Annotated in this window: 16 protein-coding genes and 6 pseudogenes; 15 read left to right on the top strand and 7 right to left on the bottom strand. The window is 65.5% G+C overall.

The genetic code is table 11. The annotated features are described in order from the left end of the window. The first annotated feature begins 3 nt into the window (after positions 1 to 3). The 6 genes and pseudogenes from NHF48_RS19085 to NHF48_RS19060 all read left to right on the top strand — a co-directional run bounded on the left by NHF48_RS19085 (position 4) and on the right by NHF48_RS19060 (position 5248). Positions 4 to 1356, top strand: a complete 1353-nt coding sequence (locus NHF48_RS19085) for a pyruvate dehydrogenase complex dihydrolipoamide acetyltransferase (RefSeq protein ID WP_253071986.1) — start codon at positions 4 to 6, stop codon at positions 1354 to 1356. A 10-nt stretch (positions 1357 to 1366) separates the two neighbouring features. Further along, the gene (locus NHF48_RS19080; RefSeq protein WP_243644020.1) at positions 1367 to 1597 is read left to right on the top strand and encodes a hypothetical protein; all 231 of its coding nucleotides are present in this window, start codon (positions 1367 to 1369) and stop codon (positions 1595 to 1597) included. Positions 1598 to 1641: 44 nt separating this feature from the next. Continuing rightward, a complete protein-coding gene (locus tag NHF48_RS19075) occupies positions 1642 to 1983 on the top strand; it encodes an acyl-CoA thioesterase (protein WP_107952653.1) in 342 nt (113 codons plus the stop codon). A gap of 15 nt (positions 1984 to 1998) precedes the next feature. Next, a pseudogene (lpdA, locus tag NHF48_RS19070) lies at positions 1999 to 3396 on the top strand (dihydrolipoyl dehydrogenase). A gap of 428 nt (positions 3397 to 3824) precedes the next feature. Beyond that, positions 3825 to 4883 (top strand): hypothetical protein, encoded by a 1059-nt coding sequence (locus NHF48_RS19065; RefSeq protein WP_253071985.1) that lies wholly within the window; start codon positions 3825 to 3827, stop codon positions 4881 to 4883. A 71-nt stretch (positions 4884 to 4954) separates the two neighbouring features. Then, on the top strand, positions 4955 to 5248 hold the full coding sequence (locus NHF48_RS19060) for a hypothetical protein (protein ID WP_253071984.1): 294 nt from the start codon (positions 4955 to 4957) through the stop codon (positions 5246 to 5248). Positions 5249 to 5266: 18 nt separating this feature from the next. On the opposite strand, the gene NHF48_RS19055 is transcribed toward NHF48_RS19060, so the two are convergent. From NHF48_RS19055 to NHF48_RS19040, 4 genes are all read right to left on the bottom strand, one after another. Further along, positions 5267 to 6274, bottom strand: a complete 1008-nt coding sequence (locus tag NHF48_RS19055) for an RcnB family protein (protein ID WP_263816965.1) — start codon at positions 6272 to 6274, stop codon at positions 5267 to 5269. Between the two features lie 250 nt (positions 6275 to 6524). Beyond that, positions 6525 to 7007: a GAF domain-containing protein gene (locus NHF48_RS19050; protein WP_253071982.1), complete on the bottom strand. Its 483-nt coding sequence runs from the start codon at positions 7005 to 7007 to the stop codon at positions 6525 to 6527. Positions 7008 to 7173: 166 nt separating this feature from the next. Further along, positions 7174 to 7599 carry an alternative ribosome rescue aminoacyl-tRNA hydrolase ArfB gene (arfB, locus tag NHF48_RS19045; protein WP_093399511.1) on the bottom strand — a complete coding sequence of 142 codons (426 nt, stop codon included), beginning with the start codon at positions 7597 to 7599 and terminating at the stop codon, positions 7174 to 7176. A gap of 22 nt (positions 7600 to 7621) precedes the next feature. Further along, positions 7622 to 8338, bottom strand: a complete 717-nt coding sequence (locus NHF48_RS19040) for an RluA family pseudouridine synthase (RefSeq protein WP_253072486.1) — start codon at positions 8336 to 8338, stop codon at positions 7622 to 7624. 109 nt (positions 8339 to 8447) lie between these two features. Here NHF48_RS19040 and NHF48_RS19035 point away from each other — a divergent pair, with 109 nt between their 5' ends. After that, entirely contained in the window at positions 8448 to 9134 is a 687-nt protein-coding gene (locus NHF48_RS19035; RefSeq protein ID WP_253071981.1) for a M15 family metallopeptidase, read from the top strand. A 160-nt stretch (positions 9135 to 9294) separates the two neighbouring features. Here the strand turns inward: NHF48_RS19035 and NHF48_RS19030 are convergent, their stop codons facing one another. Beyond that, positions 9295 to 9777, bottom strand: coding sequence for a hemerythrin domain-containing protein (locus tag NHF48_RS19030; RefSeq protein WP_056486723.1), 483 nt, complete (start codon positions 9775 to 9777; stop codon positions 9295 to 9297). Positions 9778 to 10141: 364 nt separating this feature from the next. On the opposite strand from NHF48_RS19030, the pseudogene rpoB reads away from it, so the two are divergent. The 5 genes and pseudogenes from rpoB (at position 10142) to NHF48_RS19005 (ending at position 21448) form a co-directional block, all read left to right on the top strand. After that, positions 10142 to 14298 (top strand): annotated as a pseudogene (gene rpoB / locus NHF48_RS19025) (DNA-directed RNA polymerase subunit beta). A gap of 133 nt (positions 14299 to 14431) precedes the next feature. After that, positions 14432 to 18720, top strand: a pseudogene (rpoC, locus tag NHF48_RS19020) (DNA-directed RNA polymerase subunit beta'). A 562-nt stretch (positions 18721 to 19282) separates the two neighbouring features. Beyond that, positions 19283 to 19417 (top strand): hypothetical protein, encoded by a 135-nt coding sequence (locus NHF48_RS19015; RefSeq protein WP_263816964.1) that lies wholly within the window; start codon positions 19283 to 19285, stop codon positions 19415 to 19417. Continuing rightward, positions 19380 to 20567, top strand: coding sequence for a glycosyltransferase (locus tag NHF48_RS19010; protein ID WP_253071980.1), 1188 nt, complete (start codon positions 19380 to 19382; stop codon positions 20565 to 20567). The genes NHF48_RS19015 and NHF48_RS19010 overlap by 38 nt, the downstream gene beginning before the upstream one ends. Positions 20568 to 20659: 92 nt before the next feature. Then, on the top strand, positions 20660 to 21448 hold the full coding sequence (locus NHF48_RS19005; RefSeq protein ID WP_253071979.1) for a hypothetical protein: 789 nt from the start codon (positions 20660 to 20662) through the stop codon (positions 21446 to 21448). A gap of 150 nt (positions 21449 to 21598) precedes the next feature. Here the strand turns inward: NHF48_RS19005 and NHF48_RS19000 are convergent. Then, positions 21599 to 22379 (bottom strand): annotated as a pseudogene (locus tag NHF48_RS19000) (metallophosphoesterase family protein). Between the two features lies 1 nt (position 22380). Next, complete coding sequence (locus NHF48_RS18995; protein ID WP_253071978.1) at positions 22381 to 23475, bottom strand: catalase family protein; 1095 nt, start codon at positions 23473 to 23475, stop codon at positions 22381 to 22383. A gap of 125 nt (positions 23476 to 23600) precedes the next feature. Here NHF48_RS18995 and NHF48_RS18990 point away from each other — a divergent pair, with 125 nt between their 5' ends. The 3 genes and pseudogenes from NHF48_RS18990 (at position 23601) to NHF48_RS18980 (ending at position 26895) form a co-directional block, all read left to right on the top strand. Continuing rightward, entirely contained in the window at positions 23601 to 24275 is a 675-nt protein-coding gene (locus NHF48_RS18990; protein WP_253071977.1) for a fumarylacetoacetate hydrolase family protein, read from the top strand. Further along, a pseudogene (locus tag NHF48_RS18985) lies at positions 24275 to 25747 on the top strand (OFA family MFS transporter); the annotation flags it as partial. The gene NHF48_RS18990 and the pseudogene NHF48_RS18985, both read left to right, overlap by 1 nt. A gap of 252 nt (positions 25748 to 25999) precedes the next feature. Continuing rightward, positions 26000 to 26895, top strand: a pseudogene (locus NHF48_RS18980) (SDR family oxidoreductase). Positions 26896 to 26923: the final 28 nt, after the last annotated feature.

Here is a 26923-nt window from a genome sequence, read left to right as displayed (position 1 = left end):
TCCATGTCGATCGAGATCAAGATGCCTGCGCTGTCCCCGACCATGGAGGAGGGTACCCTCGCCAAATGGTTGATCAAGGAGGGCGACGTCGTGAAATCCGGCGACCTGATGGCCGAGATCGAGACCGACAAGGCGACGATGGAATTCGAAGCGGTCGACGAAGGCACCGTGGTCAAGATCCTCGTCGCAGAGGGTACCGACAACGTGAAGGTCGGCACCGTTATTGCGATCATCGCGGAAGAGGGCGAGGACGCGTCTTCGGTTTCATCCGAGCCTACCAAGAGCGAGACGCCCGAGCCGGCCGCGAAGGAATCGGAAGCGAAGCCCGATCCGACGGACCCGAACAAGACCGGGACCGAGGCCAAGCCGGTCGAGCGGACCGAATCGTCGGCCGAAGATCATGGCCGTCCCGATGATGCCGGTGCCGCCAAGCCCAGCGCCAGTGGTGACCGCGTGAAGGCGAGCCCGCTCGCGCGCCGTCTTGCCGCCGACAAGGGTATCGATATCGGCGCCGTGTCGGGTTCCGGCCCCAAGGGTCGCATCGTCAAGGCCGACGTCGAGAGCGCGAAGCCGGGTGCCGCCCCTACTGCTGCGAAGACCGACGCTGCTGTGCCGGCAGCTGCCGCTACTCCCGCCCCTGCCGCAAAGCCTGCGACCGTGCCGGACATTCCCCACGAGGCTACCAAGCTCAGCAACGTCCGGAAGACGATCGCCCGTCGCCTGACCGAGTCGAAGCAGACCGTTCCGCACATCTACCTCACCGTGAACATCCGCCTCGACGCGCTGCTCAAGCTGCGCGGCGAACTGAACAAGAGCCTCGAATCGCGCGGCGTGAAGCTGTCGGTCAACGATCTGCTGATCAAGGCGCAGGCCGTCGCGCTCATGCAGGTGCCGAGCTGCAACGTGATGTTCACGCCCGACCAGCTGATCACCTTCCAGCGCGCCGACATCTCGGTGGCGGTGAGCACGCCGTCAGGTCTGATCACGCCGATCATCGTCGGTGCGGACACCGCATCGCTGTCGTCGATCTCGACGCAGATGAAGGATCTTGCCGGCCGTGCGCGTGACGGCAAGCTGAAGCCCGAGGAATATCAGGGCGGTACTGCCTCGATCAGCAACATGGGCATGTTCGGCATCACGCAGTTCGATGCGGTCATCAACCCGCCGCAGGCGATGATCCTGGCGGTCGGCGCGGGCGAGAAGCGCCCGGTCGTGATCGGTGACGAACTGGCGGTCGCGACCGTCATGTCGGCCACCGGCAGCTTCGATCACCGCGCGATCGATGGTGCGGACGGCGCTCAGTTCATGAAGGCGTTCAAGCACCTCGTCGAGAACCCGCTGGGCATGCTCGCCTGAGATGGGTCTGGTGTCATCGTTCAGGTCGCTTTCGGGCACCACCATCGAGATCCTGCACATCCTCGGCGGGCTCGTGGCGGCGGTGGCGATGACCTGGGCGGCGGCATGGTCCTATCCGCTTGGACAGGACGTGATCTGGTCGTGCGGGGCGGCGGCGATGGTCGCGACCGTGCTGATGGGCGTGGGGCCACTGCGCCGCGCCCGGCGTCTCGACCGAACGACCCGCAGGAGTGAAGCGTGACCGACCTGCCCCCCAACAAAGCGCCGACGATCCGCGTCACGGCGATGCCCGCCGACGCCAACCCGTATGGCGACATCTTCGGCGGCTGGCTGATGGGCCAGATGGATTTGGCTGCCGGCTCTGTCGCATCGCGGCGGAGCGGCGGTCGTGCCGTCACGATTGCGGCGGACGCGATGAAGTTCCACATGCCGGTGGTCGTCGGTGACGAAGTCTCCGTGTACGCGCACCTGATCGCGGTCGGCCGAACCTCGATGACGATCGAGGTCGAGGCCTGGCGCCGCGCGCGCCACAGCAACGACAGCTGCAAGGTGACCCAGGCGCGCTTTATCTTCGTGGCGGTCGGCGACGATCGCAAACCGCGGCCCGTGCCGCCCGAAACCAACTGATCCAAAGGATTTTCCGTGGCTGATACCTATGATCTCGTCATCCTCGGCTCCGGGCCCCGGCGGCTACGTCGCCGCGATCCGCGCGTCGCAACTCGGCCTAAAGGTCGCGATCGTCGAGCGTGAGCGCTTGGGCGGCATCTGCCTCAACTGGGGCTGCATCCCGACCAAGGCGCTGCTGCTGGTACCTCGGAAATTTACCACTACATGCAGAACGCCGAGAGCTACGGCCTCAAGGCGGACAATGTCGGCTTCGACCTCGCCAAGATCGTCGACCGCTCGCGCAAGGTTGCAGGCCAGCTGAACGCGGGCGTCAAGGGCCTGATGAAGAAGAACAAGGTGACCGTCGTCGAAGGCGTCGGCACCGTTACCGCCAAAGGCAAGCTTAGCGTCAAGCAGGGCGACAAGACCGTCGAGCTCGAAGCTAAGAACATCATCGTCGCAACCGGCGCCCGCGCCCGCGACCTGCCGTTCGCCAAGGCCGACGGCGAGCGGATCTGGACCTATCGCCACGCGATGGTGCCGACCGAGATGCCGACCAAGCTGCTGGTCATCGGCTCGGGCGCGATCGGCGTCGAGTTCGCCAGCTTCTACAACGACATGGGCGCCGACGTGACGATCGTGGAGATGCTCCCGCGGATCCTCCCCGTCGAGGACGAGGAAGTCTCCGCGTTCATGGACAAGGCGCTGACCAAGCAGGGCATCAAGCTGCTGACCCAGACCGGTCTCGAAGGTCTCGCGCCCTCGGCGAACGGCGTCACGGCCAAGATCAAGGCGAAGGACGGCAAGGTTTCGGAAGAGACCTTCAGCCACGCGATCATCGCGATCGGGATCGTCCCCAACACCGAGAATATCGGGCTCGAGGCTTTGGGCGTCGAGACCGACCGCGGCCACATCAAGACCGACGGCTATGGCCGCACCAACGTCGAGGGCATCTGGGCGATCGGCGACGTCACCGGCGCGCCGTGGCTCGCGCACAAAGCCAGCCATGAGGGCATCATCGCGGTCGAGAAGATCGCCGGCGGTTCACCGCACCAGATGGACAAGGCCAACATCCCCGGCTGCACCTATTCGCGCCCGCAGGTCGCATCGGTCGGTATGACCGAGGCGAAGGCGAAGGAAGCCGGTTACGAGCTTAAAGTCGGCAAATTCCCCTTCATCGGCAACGGCAAGGCGATCGCGCTGGGCGAGGCGGAGGGCTTCGTGAAGACGGTGTTCGACGCGAAGACCGGCGAACTGCTCGGCGCGCACATGGTCGGCGCGGAAGTGACCGAGCTGATCCAGGGCTATGTGGTCGCGCGCCAGCTCGAGACGACCGAGGCTGAACTGATGGAGACGGTGTTCGCGCATCCGACGCTGTCCGAGATGATGCACGAGAGCGTGCTGGCGGCGTACGGCCGGGCAATCCACTACTGACCTTGCGATCCTCCCCCGCCAGGGGGAGGCGGCAGGCGTTAGCCTGACGGAGGGGGAGGTAAGAGACACAGCTGTTCCGTGCCCTCCCCCTCCGCCGCCTTCGGCGCCACCTCCCCCTGGCGGGGGAGGATTTGAGGTTGGTACGCCGCGCTTTTCCGTCATCCTGACGAAAGTTAGGATCCAGGATACCGCCCGCAGCCCGTTGTAACTCTGGATTCTGACTTTCGTCAGGATGACGACGTGTGATGGCAGGGATGCTAGCGGCCCTGTACCAGCGATATCCGGCCGACCGACCGATCCGGGCAAACCATCCCGTTTCGGCCCTATCTCTCTTGACCGCCGCGCATGACGCACCGAAAGGTCGCGCCAGCCATCAGGTCCGGCTGGAAGGATCTCGCGGCTAAGACCTCAACGTGCAGGACCCGCGAATGTCGATCGAACCTGCCGCTCGAACCCAACAGCGCTACATCGCCATAGCCGCAGCCGCGCTGTGCATCGCATCGCTCGCGCTGTTCTGGCCGGGCACGGCGATGTACGACACCGTCGCGCAATACCGGCAGGTCCTGTCGGACGTGTACGACGACTGGCACCCGCCGGCGATGGCGCGCGTCTGGGCGCTGCTCACGGCATTCGGCCCCGGTGCGACGCCGATGCTGGCCCTGCAACTCGGCACCTACTGGCTGGGCCTTGGCATGATCGCGGCCGCGTTAGGCCGGGTCAGGCGTTCGCGTAGCGCCATCGCCATCCTCGCGATCGGCCTGCTGCCGCCTTTCCTCGGCTGGCAGGGCGTCGTTCTGAAGGACGCGCAACTCGCCGGTGCGCTGCTCGCGGCAGTCGGGATTATCGGCTGGTGGCGGCTTTCGCGCCGTCCGCTGCCCGGCGTGATGTTGGTGCCGGTCGCGCTGCTGTTCGCCTACGCCGTGCTGATCCGCGCGAACGCCGTCTTCATCGTCGTCCCCCTGCTCGTCACGCTCGTCCCGCGCCCAACTCACCCTGTAGCAAAGCTTGCAACCGCCCTTATCGCGGTGGTGCTCGTGCTCGGCGTCGCGCCTGTCGTGAACCACCGCCTGCTCCGCGCGCAACCCAGCGGCGTCGAGGCGACCCAGGCGCTCTACGACCTCGCTGGCATAGCCGCGCGTGTCCCGACTCAGCTACACCACCGGCCTCACGCAGTCAGAGGCTGCGACCGTTATCGCCCGCGGTTGCGCGAAACCGTTCTTTTGGGATCCGCTCGGCGACGAAGCGCATTGCGGGACGACGATGGCGCGGCTGCGCGCGTTGCCGACCGCGACGCTGTACGTCACGCTGGCGTCGGCGGAGCTGCATCATCCGATCGCCTATGCCGGACACCGTCTCGCGCACCTGAACTCGACCGACCGGTGGCTGGTCCCGTTCCACTGGCCGAGCGCAGCACCGCCTGCCGCGTCCGAGCCGAATACGCTCGGGCTCGCCAATCCCGGCGCCGGCGCGCGCGTGGGAGGCGCTGACTGCGGCCGTCGTCGAGACGCCGCTCGGCTGGCCGATCGCCTGGATCGTCGTCGCGATCACCGCGCTTGCTGTGAGCCTGTCGCGTCCGCGCGATCCGGTCCGCGATCTTGCCACTGCGCTGCTCGTGTCCGCGCTGGCGCTCGAGGCGAGCTTCGCGGTCCTGAGCATCGCGTCGGACCTGCGCTATCACCTGTGGCCGATGATCTCGACCGCAGTGGCGGTCGTGCTGCTCGCCGATCGCGCGCCGCCGCGAAAGATCCTTGCGGTCGGCGCCAGCGCGCTCGCTCTCGTCGTCGTCAGTGGCACTGCTGCACGCGTCATGCTGCCCCAGCCGCCGCAAACCTATGCAGGCATGCTCGGCTGAGGGCTTCCAAGCCGCAGGTCAGCGCCGCCGACGCACCGTCCTGCGCGGACGGGACACGGTGTCGTAATATTCGGTCGTGGTGGTCGTCGTGGTCACCGGCACGGATTGCACGATCACGGTGGTCGAACCGGCAGGATACGCCTGGCCACTGGTCGTCGTCACCGTCGTAACGCCGTCGGGCGATGTCCAAGTGCCGCCCGGTGCCACGGTATAACGACCGGATTGCGGGTATCCGGCATCATAGGACGGCCGTGGCGGCGGGTAGTCGGCCGCATAGGACGGCGCGGCATAGTCCGGGGCATAATCGGGGGCATAATCGTCCGCACCCGCTGCATAGGCCGGCGGCGATGCATAGCCGGCGCCATAACCCCGAACCGGTGGCGGCGGTGCTCGGCGACCGCGATCCTCGGCCTTGTCGATCGCATAGCCGGTCGCAGCACCGACTCCTGCACCGATCAACGTCCCGCCGAGTCGATTGCCACGACCACCGATGACGTTGCCGGCGGCGCCGCCCGCGACCGCGCCAATCACGGCGCCACCCAGACCCGTGTCACGGCGCGGCGCCGGACGATCTGCGTAGGGCTGGACGTAGCCGCGGTCGCTCGGACTCGCATAGACATTGTCGTTGCGCGCATAGGCGCGTGGATCGGCTGCGACATAGCCGCCACCGCCGGCACGATCCCAGTCGATGTGGCTTGTCGTATCGTAGACCGACCCGCGCGCGTCGATCAGCACGGCGTCGTCGTAGTAGCGCGTCCAATTATAGCCCTGCGGCGGCTGCGCGAGACCGTAATTCGACCAGTCGCCGACGTAGAAGCGCGGTGCGTTCCAATAGGCGGGTACGGCCCAGCCGCGATGCGGACGGCGATAGCCGGCCCAGCCACCGGGGGCGTTGGCACCTGCCCACCAGCGCCCGCCGATCTTGCTGCCCCAGCGTGCAGACCGCGGCGCAACGACCGGTCGGGTCGGCGCCTGCACGACAGGCGTCTGCGCGGCAATCGGCCCGGGACGGCCGGGACGGGCCATCGGCGCCTGCATCCCAGCGCCGGGGGGCGGTCCCAGGCGCGGGATAGCTTGCGCCGGGACGTTGCGCGTCCGCGACACCGCCTGCCAACACCAGCCCCGCGCTCGCGATCAAAAGCCTCCGCATGTCCGTCTCCCTGGTTTGCCACCCGATCCAGCGCAAACGCCGGATATCTTAACGCGTTGCTTACCAAGTGCGCGGCGGAGTCGCCAGAAGGCGTGCTGTCCCGAAACGGGGCGCGTCGGACCGGTCTTAGATCAGCCGATCGGCGAGCAATGCCGCCAACGCCTCGCACCCCGCCGCGTCCTCGGCATCGAACCGCGCGGGTTCGGGGCTGTCGAGGTCGAGCACTGCGATCAGGATGCCGTCCTTCGTCACCGGCACCACCAGTTCGGACCGGCTGGCGGCATCGCACGCGATGTGGCCGGGGAAGGCGTGGACGTCCTCGACCAGTTGCGTCTTCAGCGTCGCGGCGGCGGCCCCGCAGACGCCCTTGCCGACCGGGATGCGGATGCAGGCGACCTTGCCCTGGAACGGGCCGAGCACGAGTTCGCCTTCGACTAAACGGTAGAACCCGGCCCAGTTGAGGTCGGGGAGATATTCCCACACGAGCGCAGCGGCGTTGGCCATGTTGGCGATCGGATCGGTCTCGTCCGCGGTCAGCGCGTCGAGTGCGGCGAGCAGGTCGCGGTAGAGATCGGCCTTGGTGCCGGCGGAGATATCGAACTGGTACATGGTGTCTTCCTTGGTCGGCTTCTTGATGGAACTAGCACGCTCCAAAATCCGTCACCCCAGCGAAAGCTGGGGGTCTCCATGTTGGCGGCCGCTGTCCGTTCCTCAAGGATACCCCAGCTTTCGCTGAGGTGACGGGGCGGAGGGATGGCACTTGATCATGAATCGCTCAGTCGTCGCGGACCTTGCCGCGCCCCGCCTTGACCCCGCTGCGCACCTTCTTCGTATCGACCCGCCGCGCCTTGGCCGCCTTGGATGGCTTGGTCGCGCGGCGTGCCTTGGGGACGATCGTCGCTTCCTTGATCAGCGCCACCAGCCGCTCGCGGACTTCCTGGCGGTTGAGCAGTTGCGACCGCGAGCCTTCGCTGCGCAGCACCAGAACGCCGTCGCGCGTGAGGCGCGAACCGGCCAGCACCGCGATGCGGTTCTTCACCGCCAGCGGCAGGCCGGGCGAAAGGCCGACGTCGAACCGCAGGATCACCGCGCTGTCGGTGGTGTTGACGTGCTGACCGCCCGGACCACCCGAGCGCGTGGTACTCTCGATCAGTTCGCTGTCGTCGATCGAGATCGATCGGGTGATCGGGATCGCGACCATCAGCCCCCTGCCCTCAGCCCGCTCAGTCGTCGGTAGAGTCGAGCGTCGTAACTTCGGCAACCGGTGCGGCATTGGCAACCAGAGTCGCCTCGTCGGCAAAACCAGCCTTGGCGAACCGCTCGGGCAACGGCGCTTCGGCGAGCACGTCGGGCTTGCCTGGGCGCGGCACGATCAGGCGTTGCGCGTGGAGCATCATGCCGAGCCCGTCCGCCTTGCCGTAGACGCCATCGCCGACCACCGGTGCGCCGAGGCCGCTCGCGGCGTGGACGCGAATCTGGTGCGTGCGGCCGGTCTCGGGCAGGAACTCGACCAGCGAGCGGCCGTCCCTGATCTCCAGCACGCGCCAGTTGGTACGCGACTTCTTGCCCTCAGGATCCTCGACCATCCGCCAGCCGGTCTCGGCCGTGCTGACCTTGCCGAGCGCCATCTCGATCAGGCCGGACGTCCCCTCGACCACGCCGTCGAGCAGCGCGACGTAGCGCTTTGAGACGAGACCCTGCTCGAACGCCTGCTGCAACCGGGCATGTGCCTTGGGGTTACGCGACAGGAGCAGGCAGCCGCTTGTGTCGCGATCGAGCCGGTGCACCGCCTTTGGCCACCGCTGGAAGCCGAACTTCAGGCTTTCCAGATGATTTTCGAGGCTCAGCGAGCCATCGCGGGGCGGATCGACCGGCAGCCCTGCGGGCTTGTCGATCACCAGGGCCTCGCCGTCGAGGAAGAGTACGCGTTCACCATGCATGGCGCCGCCCTTGCCATCATTAGCGCCTGCGTGCCAGAGCCCGCGTCGATGTTGCACCGCACGCTGGCCCTCGCGCTCCTCTTCGCCCCCCACGATCGCGGAAGCACAATTGTGCGAGGGACAGAGCGCGGCGATCGCACCCGACGGCCGTGCGTTCGGGCATCTGCCGTATGGCGATGCGCCCGAGACCGAGCTGGTGACGCTGCCGTCGGCGTATTCGGTCGGCAATCCTTGCGTGGTACGCGCCGACATATTGCCCGACCTGTTGCGGCTGTTCGCGGCGGCGCAGGGCGATCCTTCGGTGATGGGTCAGCTTCGTGCGCTGTCGTGCCAGCGCTCGATCGCGCGCCAGCGCAGCGTCTTCTGTCGCGGCGAAACGAGCAGCCCGGCGGACCGCGCGATCTCGGTCGCCCCGCCGGGGTATAGCGAGCACTCCACCGGCTATGCGCTGGATTTCGCCGTGCGACCGGCGAACGGGTGTCCCGATGCGGAGGCATGCATGGCGGCTACGCCTGCTGCGCGCTGGCTGCGGCTGAACGCCCCGCGGTTCGGGTTCGAGCAGAGCTTTCCCGGTGGGAACAAGCAGCATGTGAAGTGGGAGCCGTGGCACTGGCGCTGGGTCGGCGCGAGCGAGAGTGCGCCGGGGGCGGCGAAGGCCCGGTTCGTGTTTGCGCGGGCTCGGCGGGAGTATCCGGCGGATCCGGGGGTGTTGCCGTTGGTGGTGAAAGTTACGGTGCAACCGCCAGTGCCGGTGGCGCCGGTGGTGGTCGTGCCTTCAAAGAAGAAGCGGCGCTAGCGCTCTTCCGGTCCTCCTCCGCCAGGGGGAGGTGGCACCGAAGGTGACGGAGGGGGGAGGAACACGCAACAATCGTTGCTCTTACCTCCTCCCTCCGTCTGGCGAGTGCCAGCCACCTCCCCCTGGCGGGGGGAGGATCGATCCAATTCATCGCCACCAATCAGTGCAGCACCAGCCCACCCGGGCGCACGACGCCATCACGCAGCGCATGATCGTACAGCAACTCAGTCTCCAGCTTCACCTGATGCGACAAGCGATCGAGCATCGACTCCGCCTGCACGCCGAACGCGGCCCAGTCCTTCGGCGAGATCGTCGGCAGCCAGCGGCCGATGAACGCCTTCCAGTCCGAGCGGAGGATGTCGAGGTCCTCTTCCATCATCGCGATGGTATCGGCCGAGCAATGCGCCTCCATCGCCACGACGGTGCGATCGATGACCTCGTCCTCGACGCCGAGGTGGTCGGCGACGGTCACTGCCAGTTCGATCAACTTGCGCGAGGCGAGCGCGCTCTGGGTGCTCGGCTGCCGCGCGAGCAGGACGAGGTCGGCGCACTGCCCCGCGATCTTCTCGTGATCGTCGATCAGCCGTGTCCAGTTCGCGCGATCCTGGTCGGATACTGTCCGCACTGCGATCCTGTCGTTCATGACGCCGCCTACTCCTTGCGAGGGCCACCCGGTGATACTGGAAATACGCGTTACATCGTGTCAGGGATGCAGATAGCGTCGGCCAGCACCTGGTATCTATAGTATTTCCGGCAGTGCGGCCGTGTTGAAACGACCGTTTGACGCGGGCCCCTTTGACATAACGCCGTGCCACGCCTATATCCGCATCTCACCACAGCATCCGGGAAATGACATGCCGTCGCGCAGCGTGTCGATCGTATTGGATACCGAGGTTTCATACGCTGAAAGCCGCCGCACCTGATGCGCGCGGCCTTTTTGCGTGAACGTGCGTCCCGCTCGGGGGTTCCCGAGCACGAATTTTCGGCTGACGAGGCAAAATAAACCTATGGCATCCAAGGCGATCGAACACGGCACTGCAAAGCGCCGTATCCGCAAGGTTTTCGGCAACATCCACGAAGTCGTGCAGATGCCGAACCTGATCGAAGTCCAGCGCGAGAGCTACGAGCAGTTCCTGCGCTCCGACAAGTCGATCGGCCACGTCTCGGGTCTCGAGAAGACGCTGCGCAGCGTGTTCCCGATCCAGGATTTCGCCGGCACCGCCTATCTCGATTTCGACGATTACGTGCTTGAGCCGCCGAAGTTCGACGTCGAGGAATGCCGCCAGCGCGGGATCACCTACGCCGCGCCGATGCGCGTCACCCTCCGTTTGACCGCATTCGAGGTCGATCCCGATACCGAGGCCAAGTCGGTCATCGATATCAAGGAGCAGGACGTGTACATGGGCGACATGCCGCTCATGACCGAGAACGGCACGTTCTTCATCAACGGCACCGAGCGCGTCATCGTTTCGCAGATGCACCGTTCGCCGGGCGTGCTGTTCGATCACGATCGCGGCAAGACGCACGCATCGGGCAAGTACCTGTTTGCGGCGCGCGTGATCCCGTATCGCGGTTCGTGGCTCGATTTCGAGTTCGACGCGAAGGACATCGTCAACGTCCGCATCGATCGCAAGCGCAAGCTGCCCGTCACGGCGCTGCTCTACGCGCTTGGCATGACGTCGGAAGAGATCCTCAACTATTTCTACAATCGCGTGACGTTCGTCCGCGGCCAGGGTGGCTGGATCGTTCCGTTCCAGGTCGAGAACTGGCGTGGCCAGAAGCCGATGTTCGACATCGTCGATGCGAAGACCGGCGAAGTCGTATTCCCGAACGGCCAGAAGATCAGCCCCCGCGCTGCCAACAAGGCGTTCAAGGATGGTCTCACCGACCTGCTGATCCCGACCGAGGAAATCTTCGGTCGCTATTCGGCATACGATCTGATCGACGAGTCGACCGGCCGCATCTACATCGAAGCCGGTGACGAAGTGACCGCCGAGAACCTCGAACTGCTCGACCAGGCAGGCATCGAGCGTCTCGACCTGCTCGACATCGATCACGTCGCGACCGGTCCGTGGATCCGCAACACGCTCAAGGTCGACAAGGCCGAGGAGCGCGAGCAGGCCCCTCAGCGACATCTACCGCGTGATGCGCCCCGGCGAGCCGCCGACGCTGGAGACGGCCGAGGCATTGTTCTCGGGTCTGTTCTTCGATCCGGACCGCTACGACCTGTCGGCCGTCGGCCGCGTGAAGCTCAACATGCGTCTCGACCTCGACGTCGAGGACACCGTGACGACGCTGCGCACCGAGGGACATTCTCGAGGTCATCAAGACGCTCGTGAACCTCAAGGACGGCAAGGGCGAAATCGACGATATCGACAACCTCGGTAACCGTCGTGTCCGTTCGGTCGGCGAGCTGCTCGAGAATCAGTACCGCGTCGGCCTGCTCCGCATGGAGCGCGCCGTGAAGGAGCGGATGTCGTCGGTCGACGTCTCGACGGTCATGCCGAACGACCTGATCAACGCGAAGCCTGCGGTTGCCGCGGTCCGCGAATTCTTCGGCTCGTCGCAGCTGTCGCAGTTCATGGATCAGACCAACCCGCTGTCGGAAGTCACCCACAAGCGTCGCGTGTCGGCACTTGGACCAGGTGGTCTGACGCGTGAGCGCGCCGGCTTCGAAGTGCGCGACGTTCATCCGACGCACTATGGCCGCATCTGCCCGATCGAGACGCCGGAAGGCCCGAACATCGGTCTGATCAACAGCCTCGCGTCGTTCTCGCGCGTCAACAAGTACGGCTTCATCGAGACTCCGTACCGCAAGGTCGTCGACCACAAGGTTACCGACGACGTCGTGTATCTGTCGGCGATGGAAGAGGCCAAGCACACGATCGCGCAGGCCAACGCCGAGCTCGATTCGTCGAACGGCTTCGTCGAGGAGCTGGTGTCGTCGCGTCAGGCTGGCGAATTCCTGATGGCGCTGCCCGACAACATCACGTTGATGGACGTCAGCCCCAAGCAGCTCGTCTCGGTTGCCGCATCGCTCATTCCGTTCCTGGAAAACGATGACGCCAACCGCGCGCTGATGGGCTCGAACATGCAGCGTCAGGCCGTGCCGCTCGTCCAGGCCGAGGCGCCGTTCGTCGGCACCGGCATGGAAGAGACGGTTGCGCGTGACTCCGGCGCCGCGATCTCGGCAAAGCGTGCGGGCATCGTCGATCAGGTCGACGCGGCGCGTATCGTGATCCGGGCGACCGGCGAGATCGATGCCGGCAAGTCGGGCGTCGACATCTACACGCTGATGAAGTTCCAGCGTTCGAACCAGTCAACCTGCATCAACCAGCGTCCGCTGGTGAAGGTGGGCGATGCGGTTCGTGCCGGTGACGTGCTCGCCGACGGTCCGTCGACCGAGTTCGGCGAGCTGGCGCTGGGTCGCAACAGCCTCGTCGCGTTCATGCCCTGGAACGGCTACAACTACGAGGATTCGATCCTGATCTCCGAGCGGATCGTGAAGGACGACGTGTTTACGTCGATCCATATCGACGAGTTCGAGGTGATGGCTCGCGACACCAAGCTTGGGCCTGAGGACATCACGCGCGACATCCCGAACGTCGGCGAGGAAGCACTTCGCAACCTCGACGAGGCGGGCATCGTCTACATCGGTGCTGAGGTCGAGCCGGGCGATATCCTCGCCGGCAAGATCACGCCGAAGGGTGAATCGCCGATGACGCCGGAGGAGAAGCTTCTTCGCGCGATCTTCGGCGAGAAGGCCAGCGACGTGCGCGATACGTCGCTTCGCCTGCCGCCCGGCGTGTCGGGTACGGTCGTCGACGTTCGCGTCTTCAACCGTCACGGCATCGACAAGGACGAGCGCGCGATGGCGATCGAGCGCGAGGAGATCGAGCGCCTGAAGAAGGATTCGGACGACGAGCGTTCGATCCTGAACCGTGCGACCTGGTCGCGTCTTCGCGAGATGCTGCTCGACCAGACCGCCACCTCGGCGCCGAAGGGCGTCAAGAAGGGCGTCGTGATCGACATGGATCTGCTCGACAGCGTCGACCGCCACGAGTGGTGGAAGTTCGCGGTCGCCGACGACAAGGTCCAGAGCGATCTGGAAGCGGTCAAGATCCAGTATGACGACGCCGCCAAGCTGATCACGGACAAGTTCCACGATCGTCGCGAGAAGCTGGAGCGTGGTGACGAGCTGTCGCCGGGCGTGCTGAAGATGGTCAAGGTGTTCGTCGCGGTGAAGCGCAAGCTGCAGCCGGGCGACAAGATGGCCGGCCGTCACGGCAACAAGGGCGTCATCAGCCGCATCCTGCCGGCGGAGGACATGCCGTTCCTCGCCGACGGTACGCCGGTCGATATCGTGCTCAACCCGCTGGGCGTGCCGTCGCGCATGAACGTCGGGCAGATCTTCGAGACGCATCTGGGCTGGGCCGCACGTGGCCTGGGTCAGTCGATCACCGCGGCTCTCGAGACGTGGCGCGAAGAGAATCCGGACGCCAAGCCGGGCGCGATGCCGGAGGCGGTCCGCGATCGCCTGAAGACGGTGTACGGCGAGCAGTATCACGCCGAGATCGACGCCCGCACGGGTGACGAGATCGTCGAGCTCGCCAAGAACCTGAAGGGCGGCGTGCCGATGGCGACGCCGGTGTTCGATGGTGCCCGCGAAGCCGACGTCTCGGCGATGCTGGCGCTGGCGGGCCTCGACACCTCGGGTCAGTCGGACCTGTTCGACGGCCGCACTGGCGATCAGTTCGATCGCAAGGTGACGGTGGGCTACATCTACATGCTGAAGCTCCACCATCTGGTCGACGACAAGATCCACGCACGGTCAATCGGGCCGTACTCGCTGGTCACCCAGCAGCCGCTGGGTGGTAAGGCGCAGTTCGGTGGGCAGCGCTTCGGCGAGATGGAGGTCTGGGCACTCCAGGCCTACGGCGCGGCGTACACCTTGCAGGAAATGCTGACGGTGAAGTCGGACGACGTGGTCGGCCGCACCAAGGTCTACGAGGCGATCGTCAAGGGCGACGACACGTTCGAGGCCGGCATTCCGGAGAGCTTCAACGTGCTCGTCAAGGAAATGCGCTCGCTCGGCCTGAATGTGGACCTGAAGCAGTCGGAGCCCGGCTTCGACAGCGACGGCATCCAGATCGCGGCGGAGTAAGCCTCAACTCCTCCCCTCCCGCCTTGCGGGAGGGGTCGGGGAGGGCCTGTCCCCGCAGGCGCCACCCCCGAGAGGCTACGACATCCCCTCCCCCTAGCCCCTCCCGCCATGCGGAAGGGGAATGGAGAATAAAATGAACGAGATGACCCCCTTCGCCAATCCGGTCGCCAAGACCGAGACGTTCGACCAGATCCAGATCGGCATCGCGTCCCCGGACAAGATCTCGTTCGTGGTCGTTCGGCGAGATCAAGAAGCCCGAGACCATCAACTACCGCACGTTCAAGCCCGAGCGTGACGGCCTGTTCTGCGCGCGCATCTTCGGTCCGATCAAGGACTACGAGTGCCTGTGCGGCAAGTACAAGCGCATGAAGTACAAGGGCATCGTCTGCGAGAAGTGTGGCGTCGAGGTCACCGTCTCGAAGGTCCGCCGCGAGCGGATGGGCCATATCGAGCTCGCCGCCCCGGTCGCGCACATCTGGTTCCTGAAGTCGCTGCCGTCGCGCATCGGCCTGCTGCTCGACATGCAGCTGAAGCAGCTCGAGCGCGTGCTGTACTTCGAGGCGTACATCGTCATCGAGCCGGGCCTGACCCCGCTCGAGAAGTACCAGCTGATGACCGAGGACGAGCTCCTCGACGCGCAGGACCAGTATGGCGAGGACGCGTTCTCGGCCGGTATCGGTGCCGAGGCGGTCCGCATCATGCTCGAATCGCTCGACCTCGTCGGTGAGCGTACTGCGCTGCTCGAAGAACTCGCGGTCACCAAGTCCGAGCTGAAGCCCAAGAAGATCATCAAGCGCCTGAAGGTCGTCGAGAGCTTCATCGATTCGGGCAACCGCCCCGAGTGGATGATCCTTGAGGTCGTTCCGGTCATCCCGCCCGAGCTGCGCCCGCTGGTGCCGCTGGACGGTGGTCGTTTCGCGACGTCGGATCTGAACGATCTGTATCGCCGCGTGATCAACCGCAACAACCGCCTGAAGCGCCTGATGGAGCTCCGCGCGCCGGACATCATCGTCCGCAACGAGAAGCGCATGCTCCAGGAGGCCGTCGACGCACTGTTCGACAATGGTCGCCGCGGTCGCACGATCACGGGCGCCAACAAGCGCCCGCTGAAGTCGCTGTCCGACATGCTCAAGGGCAAGCAGGGCCGCTTCCGCCAGAACCTTCTCGGCAAGCGCGTCGATTATTCGGGTCGTTCGGTCATCGTGACCGGGCCTGAGCTGAAGCTGCACCAGTGCGGCCTGCCGAAGAAGATGGCGCTCGAGCTGTTCAAGCCGTTCATCTACGCGCGTCTCGATGCGAAGGGTCTGTCGATGACCCTGAAGCAGGCGAAGAAGTGGGTCGAGAAGGAGCGCAAGGAAGTCTGGGATATCCTGGACGACGTGATCCGCGAGCATCCGGTCATGCTGAACCGTGCGCCGACGCTTCACCGTCTCGGCATCCAGGCGTTCGAGCCGGTATTGATCGAGGGCAAGGCGATCCAGCTTCACCCGCTGGTCTGCTCCGCGTTCAACGCCGATTTCGACGGCGATCAGATGGCCGTGCACGTCCCGCTGTCGCTCGAAGCGCAGTTGGAAGCGCGCGTATTGATGATGTCGACGAACAACATCCTGTCGCCTGCCAACGGCAAGCCGATCATCGTCCCGTCGCAGGACATGGTCCTCGGTCTCTATTATCTGTCGATGATGAAGGAGAACGAGCCGGGCCAGGGGATGCTGCTCGGTGACATGGCCGAAGTGCACCAGGCGCTGAACGCTCAGGCGGTCACGCTGCACACCAAGGTCATCAGCCGCGTTCCGCAGACCGACGAGAAGGGCAAGCAGTACCTCAAGCGGTACGAGACGACCCCGGGCCGCATGCTGCTGGGCGAGTGCCTGCCGCATAGCCACAAGGTGCCGTTCGACACCGTCAACCGCCTCCTCACCAAGAAGGACGTGGGCGACGTGATCGACGAGGTCTATCGTCACACTGGCCAGAAGGAGACCGTGCTGTTCGCCGACGCGATCATGTCGCTCGGCTTCCGCCACGCGTTCCGCGCCGGCATCTCGTTCGGCAAGGACGACATGATCATTCCGGACGCCAAGGTTGGTCTGGTCGACGACACCAAGGCGCTCGTGAAGGACTTCGAGCAGCAGTATCAGGACGGTCTGATCACGCAGCAGGGGAAAGTACAACAAGGTGATCGACGCCTGGAGCCGTTGCGGCGACCAGGTCGCGAACGCCATGATGGACGAGATCCGTGCGGTGAAGGTCGATGAGGAGACCGGCCGTGAAAAGCCGATCAACTCGATCTACATGATGGCCCATTCGGGTGCTCGTGGTTCGCAGGCGCAGATCAAGCAGCTTGCCGGCATGCGCGGCCTGATGGCCAAGCCGTCGGGCGAGATCATCGAGACGCCGATCATCTCGAACTTCAAGGAGGGCCTGACCGTCCTCGAGTACTTCAACTCGACCCACGGCGCTCGCAAGGGCCTCGCGGATACGGCGTTGAAGACGGCGAACTCGGGCTATCTGACGCGTCGTCTGGTCGACGTGTCGCAGGATTGCGTCATCATCGAACCGGATTGCGGCACGACCCGCGCGCTGGAGATGAAGGCCATTCTTCAGGGTGGTTCGACGATCGCAAGCCTCGGCGAGCGCATCCTCGGTCGTACGACCGCGGAGGACATCGTCGATCCGAAGACCGGCAAGGTCGTCATCCCGTCGGGCACGCTGCTCGACGAGCCGATGATCACGACGATTGAAGGCCTCGGCACGCAGTCGTGCAAGATCCGCAGCCCGCTGGTCTGCGAGTCGAAGATCGGCGTCTGCGGCAAGTGCTACGGGCGCGATCTTGCCCGCGGTACGCCGGTCAACATCGGTGAAGCTGTCGGCGTCATCGCCGCACAGTCGATCGGTGAGCCGGGCACGCAGCTGACGATGCGTACGTTCCACATCGGTGGTGCGGCGCAGCTCAACGAAACGTCGAACCTCGAGGCTCACGCTGACGGTACGGTGCAGTTCCGCGATCTGCGTATCATCGTCGACCAGCGTGGCCGTCGCGTGGTGCTCAGCCGCTCAGGCGAAATCGCGATCGTCGACATGGACGGCCGCGAGCTCTCGGTCGATCGTATCCCGTACGGTGCGTACGTGCTGTTCGACGATGGTCACATCGTGTCGCGCGGCGACCGGATGGCCGAGTGGGATCCGTTCACCATGCCGGTGATCACGGAGAACCCGGGCACGATCAAGTATGTCGACCTGATCGAGGGCAAGACGCTCACCGAGCAGACCGACGAAGCCACGGGCATCGCCCAGCGCGTCGTGATCGAATATCGTGCGGCGACCAAGTCGAAGGAGGATCTGCGTCCGCGCATGACCCTGCTCGACGAGACGTCGGGCGAGACCGGTCGTTACATGCTGGCGATCGGCGCTACGCTGTCGGTCGAGGACGGCGCACAGGTGTTCGGCGGCGACGTCGTGGCCCGCGTCAGCCGCGAGAGCGCCAAGACGCGCGACATCACCGGTGGTCTGCCGCGTGTCGCCGAGCTGTTCGAGGCACGTATCCCCAAGGACTCGGCGATCATCGCCAAGATCTCGGGCCGCGTCGTGTTCGGCAAGGACTACAAGGCGAAGCGCAAGATCGGCATCCAGCCCGAGGATGGCGGCGACGTCGTCGAGTATCTGGTGCCGAAGTCGAAGGTGATCGACGTCCAGGAAGGCGATTACGTCAAGCGCGGCGATAACCTGATCGGCGGCTCGCCCGATCCGCACGACATCCTCGAGACGATGGGCATCGAACCCCTCGCCGAGTATCTCGTGTCGGAAATCCAGGAGGTCTATCGTCTGCAGGGCGTGAAGATCAACGACAAGCACATCGAGACGATCGTTCGTCAGATGCTGCAGAAGGTCGAGATCACCGACGGCGGCGACACCACGCTGCTGAAGGGCGAGCAGGTCGATCGCGAGGAAATGGACGCGACCAACGAGAAGCTCGAGAAGAAGCAGACCCGCGCACAGGGCAAGCCCATCCTGCTCGGCATCACCAAGGCGTCGCTGCAGACCCGCAGCTTCATCTCGGCGGCATCGTTCCAGGAAACTACGCGGGTGCTCACCGAAGCAGCCGTGCAGGGTAAGCAGGACATGCTGATGGGCCTGAAGGAGAACGTGATCGTCGGCCGGCTCATCCCGGCAGGCACCGGTGCAGGCCTCAACCGCCTGCGTGTCGTGGCCAACAGCCGCGACGCCGCGATGCGCGTCCAGCAGCGCAAGATGGCGGAGGTGTCGATCGTGGCACCGATGTCGGCTGCCGACGAGCATGCTGCCGAACTGGCACGTTCGCCGCGTGATGCAGGCGGCGCAGGCGAGGATCCGCTCGCAGCGGTCGTCACCTCGGGCACCGGCACCGACGCGGATGCCGGCGAGTATCTGAACGAGACCGAGTAATCGGTTTCGTCAGACGCCTTCCGCGCTGACTAAGAATAAGGCCGCCGTCCGGAACACCGGGCGGCGGCCTTATTCGTTTTGGGGCGCAGATGCAGAGAAGGACCGATCGACCTTCAGAACTTTTGAAGAGCTTCAGTCCAGAATTTCCCGGTCGGTTTGATGGGTTCGGAGGGTACAGCTGTAAGGCAAGCTGTTTCCCCGCGAAGGCGGGGATCCAGACTGGGCTCCCGCCCTCGCGGGAGAACAAGAAGGTGCCGCCGTCGAACTGCGGGTCGGCTCTTACTCGAGAGGGATACCGACGCGGTCCGGCGTCCCCCGTTCTGCAAGACACGTCTTTCGATTTGCGCGACCGTGGATCCCGGAACTTGTCCGGCATGACGCGGAAAATGCGGATCTGGTGGTCCGAACTGACCGTAGATCGGCCCTCGCCGCCAGCACATGTGGCTTCATGCCGTGCACCACGGCGTTGGCAATTTCGCCGCAATAAATGAGTCGCATTCCCGCTGTACGGTTGCGGCAGGTGCCGTCGAAATTAGCGGCCGGGAAGGACAACACCGAGCCGATGCGAAAGATCGTCCTCGCCACGATCGGCTCGCTCGGCGACCTGCATCCCCTTCATCGCGATCGGCCTTGCGCTGAAGGCGAGAGGGTTCGCGGTCGTGCTGGCGGTACCGGCCGACCACGTCGCCAAGGTTGAAGCCGCAGGCCTCACCGGCTTGGCTATAGTCGGCGGGTTCGACGCCCTGACGGAGACGTTGGGCATGCCGCCCGACCTGGTCGCAAAGCGGATCATGTCGGATCAGACCTATCTGATGAACCGAATCCTGATGCCGTGGCTGGCCGACAGCACGACGGCGCTCGACGACGCGATGGAGGGGGCAGTCGCGCTGGTCGCCTCACTGTTCGTGTTCGCCGCGCCGATCGTCGCGGAGACACGCGGTGTGCCGCTGGTCAACGTCCTGCTCCAGCCGATGGCGACCTTCTCCGCCTATGCGCCCCCCCGCACGCCCGACTTCGCAATGATGGCCCACGCACCAACCGGGCCGATCGGCCGCGCCTGGAACCGGTCGGTGTATCGGATCATGCGCGGCGTGCTGCGACATCGGTATGGACGCCCCGTCGATGCGGTTCGCAAGGCACGCGGCTTGCCGCCGTCACCCCAGGCGTTGCTGCTCGAGACGCCCGCGAGCGCCGACCTGACCTTGTGCTGCTATTCGCCGGCCATCGCACCGCGCCAGCCTGACCTGCCGGACATTGCGCGCGTCACCGGCTTTGCGATCTTCGACAGCGATACCGGGGCGCCCGAAAGGCTAGAACCCGCGCTAGAGGCGTTCCTCGCTGCCGGCCCACCGCCGCTGGTCTTCACGCTGGGATCCTTCGCAACGTTTGCTCCGGGCGACTTCTACGCCACCGCAGCCTCGACCGCGCGAGCACTCGGCCTGCGCGCAATACTGCTAACCGGCAGCGACGATCAGGCAGCGGCGAGCGAACACGTGCATGTCTGCCGCTATGCGCCCCACTCGCTGCTGTGCCCACGGGCGTGTGCAATCATCCATCACGGTGGCGCGGGCTCTACCGGCCAGGCGCTACGGGCAGGCAAGGCGCAACTCGTCGTCCCGCATATGGGCGATCAATACGACAACGGGCATCGCATTCAATCGATCGGCGTCGGCAAGACGCTGTCGTCGAAGCACTTCACGATCGCGCGTGCTGGTGCTGCGATCACCGCCATCCTGACCGACCGGATGCGCGAGACGGCCGCGCAGGTCGGCGCGCAGGTTGCGCGGGAGAACGGCGCAGAGGCTGCTGCAGACGCGATCGCGGCGCTCGTCGTTGTGCGCGGCTGACTTGATCGACAGTTTTCAGGGATCATGGTGACAAAAAGATCATCGACGCCGGGCGTTGCCGTCGCGCGCTTGCAGGGCTAGGCGGACTGCCGATGCGATCGGCGTACCATCCTTCGTCGATCGAGACGCGCGGTTCGACCCGACGGCGGAGCGGTGCGTTCGTACTGACCGTCATCGCGCATGTCCTTATTCTCCTGCTGCTGTTGCGACTGGCGCCCGCGGTTACCTCGAAGCCCGAGGAGCGCCGCGAGCCGGTCACCTTCCAGATCGCCCCGGATCAGACTGCGCCTACTCCTCAGAAGCGGACGCCATCACCGACCAAGCAAAAGCGTGCGAGCGGCGGTTCGCCGCAGCGTGCCGCACCCAGGGTCCCGTCCGCACAGGCACCCCCTGCCCCGCCGACGTCACCGCCTCCGCTACCGATCAAGATGCTCGGTGGGATGGAGATGTTCGAAGCCGCGGATATCTCGAAGATGCCGTCGCACCCCGACGACCAGCTTGCCGGCGGAGACGGTGGCAGCGGGTCGGGCAAGGGTAAGGACAGTGGTTCGGCCTATGGTCCTGGTGAAGGCCCGGGTGGCGAGCGGCTGTACAAAGTCGAATGGTATCGCCGACCTACCGACGCGGAGCTCAACGGTTATCTGAAGAGCCCGCCGCCGCCGAACAGCTGGGCGAAGATCGCCTGCCGGATGATCGCGAACTACCAAGTCGAGAATTGCCGGGCGCTCAGCGAGTCGCCGGTTGGTTCGGGGCTGGCGCGCGCGATGCGACAAGCCGCTTGGCAGTTCCGCGTCCGTCCCCCACGCGTCGGCGGGAAGCAGATCCTCGGCGGTTGGGTCGAGATCGATATTGAGTTCAATTCCGGCAGAGCGCCGGACTAGGCAAGCTCCTGATCCTCCCCCGCAAGGGGGAGGTGGCACCGAGAAGGTGACGGAGGGGGGAGGACCCGGAACAGCGGTCGGCGCTTACCTCCCCCTCCGTCTGGCAAGCGCCAGCCACCTCCCCCTTGCGGGTGAGGATAAGAGCCTCAGTCATATCTCACTCGTGATCGAGTGCTTAGCCTCAGGCGACAACGTCCGTGCAAGCGTCTCGAACTGCCCGCCCTCGACGCGGATTTCGTTGAACGCCGGGGGACTGCCGCGCGTGCGCTTCGATAGCGTGCCCGCACCGATCATTCGGATGATCCGCCCTGCCCGCTCGACCGGCACGTCGAAGGGATCGTGGACGTGCCCCGACAACACGGCATGCGCGCCAGCCTCGGCCAACGCCGTCAGCGCCTCGTCGCCATTCCGCGTCTTGGCCGTCCCCGTCGTCCCCCTCGATCAGAGGGTGATGCGCACCAATGAGGATCAGGTTACCCTTCGGCACGTTCGCGATCATCGCCAGCGCACGCTTGAGTGATCCCGAACTGACGCGCCCCTTCGACCAGTTCCACCGCCATTGCGCCCGCGCCGTCGTCTTCAGCGGCACGACGGTGACGCCCGGAAGCTCCAGCGGCTTCTCGATCATCTGCTCGACCGCCGCATAGCGCTGGTAGGGCGCGAACAGTCGTCGGAACGGGTCCCAATAATAGGGGATGTCGTGATTGCCGACCTCCAGCGTCACCGGCACGCCGAGCGATCGCAGCCAGTCACCGCCCTGCTGAAACTCGTCCTTCGTCGCGCGCATCGTCAGGTCGCCGGTCATGATGACCGCGTCCGGCTTCTCGTCCGCGACACGCTCTGAGAACCAGGCGATCGCCGCCGGGTCCTCCGCACCAAAATGCACGTCGCTGACGTGGAACAGCTTAAGTGTACCGCCCCCTATCGTCATGTCAGGCGAGTTCGGACAGCTTGGCGGGCTCGTGCATTGGGCAGCCGTTGAATTTGCCGCGGAAATCCGCCGACTGCTTGTACGTGTCCTTGCGTGTGCGGTTCACGCCGCCGAGCGGCTGATGCGCGGTGATGCCGTGCCAGATGCTATACGACAACGCGTCATCGGTATGGTCGGTAACGCCCTGTTCCCACGACAGCTGCGCCGGCACTTCAAGCGTCGCGACCGTCACGAACGGGCTCTGCTCCTCGTCCCATACCACCGAGGCGTCCTCGATCGGCATCTTTTCGAGATCGGTGTTCAGCTGCACGCGGAACTCCCACTTGCCGCCATGCTCGACGAGTTCCTCGCGGACGACTTCGCGCAGGGCATCCGGGCGCGCGGTGATGTCGACCAGATCGCCGGTCAGCCGCGTCAGCTCGGGCGAGACCGGGAACAGCGCGATCTTCGCGATATAGTCGCCAAAGCGAAAGGGCGTCTGCGAATAATAGGTCTCGCCGAGTGGATGGACGGGCTTGGCACCACCGAGCGTGGTCAGCGTCGCCGACTGGCCGCCGACCGCCTCGAGCGCGGACTCGACGACGCGGAAGGTGGCCGACATTGCCTTCTTCACGCCCTCGAAGCGGTCGGTCGTCTTCGCGAGCAGCTTCAGGTTCTTGGCGAAGGCCTTGGGGTCCGGCGCGGAGAAGGCCGGGCCGTTGACCATGATGAAATCCTGCGTCGTGTCGCCTTCCGACCCCGGCAGGCGGGCACCGTCGACATCGAGGATCTTCAACGCAAGACCACGTGGCAGGCTGATGCTGTCGTCGAGGATGTCGCCGGCGTTGGTCGAGATCCGGATGATCGCCTCGTGGCGGCCGGGCGTTGCGAAGATACCCTGTGCGAGTTCGGGCAGCAGGTTGTCCGCGATCGTGAACGTACCGCGCGCGATGCCGTGCGCCTTGGCATGGACCGAGCGGACCGCGTGGCCGTAATCCTGCGACGTCGTCTCCAGGATCTCCTGGAACGAGTCCTTCATGCCCTGCAGAGTCTCCTGCTCGTCGGGAGCGATCGTTTCAACGGACGGATCGAAACGGACAGGCTGGTTGCTGGGCATTGGGGTATCTCCGGTTAGTGCCTAGCCGTAACCCGTTGAGTCGGCAGACGTTCCGGTTCGTTGCCGCGAGCGGCCGTTGCAAAGCATGCGTCCGCGGTCGATGAGAGCGCGCGAAGGGAGCCATCATGCAGATTCCCACGATCACCGCGCCGACCGTCGCCATTGCCGGCACGTCCGACCGCTTCCCCGTCCGCCGGATCTTCTGCGTCGGCCAGAACTATGCCGATCACGCGCGCGAGATGGGCTCGGACCCCGATCGTCAGGAGCCGTTCTTCTTCTCCAAGCCCGCCGATGCGGTCGTGGCCAACGGCAGCGCGATCCCCTTCCCACCCAAGACCGAAGACCTGCATCACGAAGTCGAACTCGTGATCGCGCTCGGCGCTGGCGGTAAGGATGTCGCGGTCGAGGACGCGGCGGCGATGATCTTCGGCGCGGGCGTCGGCATCGACCTGACGCGCCGCGACCTCCAGGCTGCGGCAAAGAAGGCCGGGCGCCCGTGGGACATGGCGAAGGGCTTCGATCGCTCCGCCCCCGTCGGCGCGCTCACGCCGGGCGTACCCGCCACCAAGGGCAGCATCGCACTCGCGATCGATGGCGAGACACGCCAGTCCGGCGACCTGTCGATGATGATCCGGAGCGTACCCGAGATCATCGCAACGCTGTCCACCTTCGTCGAACTGGCCCCCGGCGACCTGATCTTCACCGGCACCCCCGCCGGCGTTGGCCCGATCCAGCGCGGACAAACCGTGCGCGCGACGATCGAAGGGTTCGAACCTCTAGAGGTGACATTCACCGCGTGATGCCCCATCGTCCGGCGCATAACCAAAACCAAACAGGGGGTTGCATGCCGGACACGAGAGACCTGGGCGCAGAAGGCTTTCTCAGCCGGGCGCGTACGGTTGCAGGCCCGGGCTTCAACCGCTGGCTTGTGCCGCCCTGCGCGCTCGCGATCCACCTGTGCATCGGCATGGCGTACGGGTTCAGCGTGTTCTGGTTGCCGCTGTCGCGTGCGATCGGGATCACCGATCCGGTCGCCTGCCCCAACCTTACGCTGCTCGGCGCGCTGACCACCACGACTTGCGACTGGCGGGTCAGCGATCTCGTCTGGACGTACACGCTGTTCTTCGTCGTGCTCGGTGCCGCCGCGGCGATCTGGGGCGGATGGCTTGAACGCGCGGGGCCCCGGAAAGCCGGCGTGGTCGCTGCGTTCTGCTGGTGTGGCGGCATGGGCATCGCCGCGATCGGCATCGCGACGCATCAGCTCTGGCTGATCTGGCTCGGGTCGGGCGTGATCGGCGGGATCGGGCTTGGCCTCGGCTACATCTCGCCTGTCTCGACACTGATAAAATGGTTTCCTGACCGGCGCGGGATGGCGACTGGCATGGCGATCATGGGCTTTGGCGGCGGCGCGATGATCGGCGGACCGCTCGCCGACCTGTTGATGAAGCATTTCGCAAGCTCCACTGGCGTCGGCGTCTGGCAGACGTTCCTGGTGCTCGCCTGCGTCTATTTCCTGTTCATGATGGCCGGCGCGATCGGCTACCGCGTGCCCGCCGAGGGTTGGGCTCCCGCCAACTGGACCGCGCCGACCAGCGCCAAGGCCTCGATCAGCCGCTTCAACGTGGCGCTGTCTGACGCGCACCGCACGCCGCAATTCTGGCTGGTGTGGCTGGTGCTCTTCTTCAACGTTTCCGCCTCGATCGGGATCATCGGTATCGCCTCGCCGATGTTGCAGGAGCTGTTCGGCGGACGGCTGATCGACGCCCCCTCGGTGTTGTTCACCGCGTTCGACGACGACCAGAAGAAGGCGGCGGCGGCGGTCGGCGCAGGCTTCGTCGGCGCGATCAGCCTGTTCAACATCGGCGGGCGGTTCTTCTGGGCGTGGCTGTCCGATCGGATCGGCCGCAAGCCGCTGTTCGCGACGATCCTCGCGGCAGGCGCCGTGCTCTACGGTTTCGCCGCACCGGCACTGGCCGGCACGACGTTGGGCCTGTTCATCCTCGTCTTCTGCATCCTCGCGTCGATGTACGGCGGTGGCTTCGCGACTGCGCCAGCATATCTCGCCGATCTGTTCGGGACGAAATATGTCGGCGCGATCCACGGTCGGTTGCTGACCGCCTGGTCAACCGCAGGCGTGGTCGGGCCGCTCCTCGTCGCCAACATGCGTGACCGCGCGATCGCGGCGGGTGTACCCCGCAGCGATATCTATCCGCCGATCTTCCTCGTGCTGGCGGCGATGCTCGTCGCCGGGTTCGTCGCGAACCTGTTCGTCCGGCCGGTCGCGGCGAAGTTCCACATGGCGGCGGACGACCGGCCGATCGCGGTCGACACGGTCGCTGGCGGTACGGCAGCGGCGACAACCGGCACCTCGCCGGTCGTCGTCTTTGCGTGGCTGGCGGTCGGGCTGCCGATCCTCTGGGGGGATCTACATGACGCTGTCGAAGGCGTTGATCCTGCTCAAATAGCACGCAACCTATCCGCGCCGACATGGGTTGCCCCTGCTCAATCTTTACAGGAGCGACCCATGGCTGACCGGCTCACGATGCAGGATCCGCGCACGCAATATCCGCAGCCCCCCCTTCCCGCAACAGCCGCAGGAAGCACCGGGGATCGCGTCGAAGATGGACCCGAAGCCCGATCACGGCGAGACCAGCTACACGGGCTCGGGCAAGCTGGCGGGGCGCAAAGCGCTCATCACCGGCGGCGACAGCGGCATCGGTCGTGCCGCAGCGATCGCCTATGCCCGCGAACGCGCCGACGTCGCGATCGTCTATCTCCCCCGCCGAAGAGGCGGATGCGAAAGAAGTCGTCGCGCTGATCGAGGCGGAAGGGCGCAAGGCGCTCGCGCTGCCAGGCGACGTCAAGGACGAGGCATTCTGCCGCGCCGCGGTCCAGCAGACGGTCGATACGTTCGGCGGTCTCGACGTGCTGGTCGTCAACGCCGGGCGCCAGCAGACGCGGCCGACCGTCGCCGACATCTCGACCGACGATTTTGACCAGACGATGAAGACCAACGTCTATGCGCTGCACTGGTTCGTGCAGGCCGCCGTCCCGCATCTCCCCGTCGGCGCGGCGATAGTCACGACCGCGTCGGTGCAGGGCTATGACCCGTCGGACAATCTGCTCGACTATGCGACCACCAAGGCGGCGATCGTCGCGTATACCAAGGGTCTCGCCAAGCAGCTGATCGAGAAGGGCATCCGCGCCAACGTCGTCGCGCCGGGCCCATTCTGGACGGTGCTTCAGCCCAGCGGCGGCCAACCACAGGAAACGCTCGAGACGTTCGGTTCAAAGAGCCATTTCGGCCGTCCCGGCCAGCCGGTGGAGATCGCCCCTGTGTACGTGCTGCTAGCCTCGCAGGAGGGCAGCTACATCACGGGTGAAGTCTACGGCGTTACCGGCGGCGCAGGGGTGGCCTAACCCCCTAATCCTCCCCCCGCCAGCGGGA

It is taken from the genome of Sphingomonas sp. H160509, from assembly GCF_024124765.2.
In the GTDB taxonomy this organism is placed as follows: domain Bacteria; phylum Pseudomonadota; class Alphaproteobacteria; order Sphingomonadales; family Sphingomonadaceae; genus Sphingomonas.
The sequence above is the reverse complement of the archived record's forward strand: the minus strand, read 5'-3'. Positions and strand labels throughout refer to the sequence as shown.

Bases quoted from the DNA above. Each gene is read 5' to 3' on its own strand.
- NHF48_RS19040 (WP_253072486.1), bottom strand. From the start codon at position 8,338: ATGCATGGTGAACGCGTACTCTTCCTCGACGGCGAGGCCCTGGTGATC.
- NHF48_RS19085 (WP_253071986.1), top strand. From the start codon at position 4: ATGTCGATCGAGATCAAGATGCCTGCGCTGTCCCCGACCATGGAGGAG.
- NHF48_RS19055 (WP_263816965.1), bottom strand. From the start codon at position 6,274: ATGGCCCGTCCCGGCCGTCCCGGGCCGATTGCCGCGCAGACGCCTGTC.
- NHF48_RS19075 (WP_107952653.1), top strand. From the start codon at position 1,642: ATGCCCGCCGACGCCAACCCGTATGGCGACATCTTCGGCGGCTGGCTG.
- NHF48_RS18990 (WP_253071977.1), top strand. From the start codon at position 23,601: ATGCAGATTCCCACGATCACCGCGCCGACCGTCGCCATTGCCGGCACG.
- arfB (WP_093399511.1), bottom strand. From the start codon at position 7,599: ATGGTCGCGATCCCGATCACCCGATCGATCTCGATCGACGACAGCGAA.
- NHF48_RS18995 (WP_253071978.1), bottom strand. From the start codon at position 23,475: ATGCCCAGCAACCAGCCTGTCCGTTTCGATCCGTCCGTTGAAACGATC.
- NHF48_RS19050 (WP_253071982.1), bottom strand. From the start codon at position 7,007: ATGTACCAGTTCGATATCTCCGCCGGCACCAAGGCCGATCTCTACCGC.
- NHF48_RS19005 (WP_253071979.1), top strand. From the start codon at position 20,660: ATGCGATCGGCGTACCATCCTTCGTCGATCGAGACGCGCGGTTCGACC.
- NHF48_RS19065 (WP_253071985.1), top strand. From the start codon at position 3,825: ATGTCGATCGAACCTGCCGCTCGAACCCAACAGCGCTACATCGCCATA.
- NHF48_RS19015 (WP_263816964.1), top strand. From the start codon at position 19,283: ATGCGAAAGATCGTCCTCGCCACGATCGGCTCGCTCGGCGACCTGCAT.
- NHF48_RS19030 (WP_056486723.1), bottom strand. From the start codon at position 9,777: ATGAACGACAGGATCGCAGTGCGGACAGTATCCGACCAGGATCGCGCG.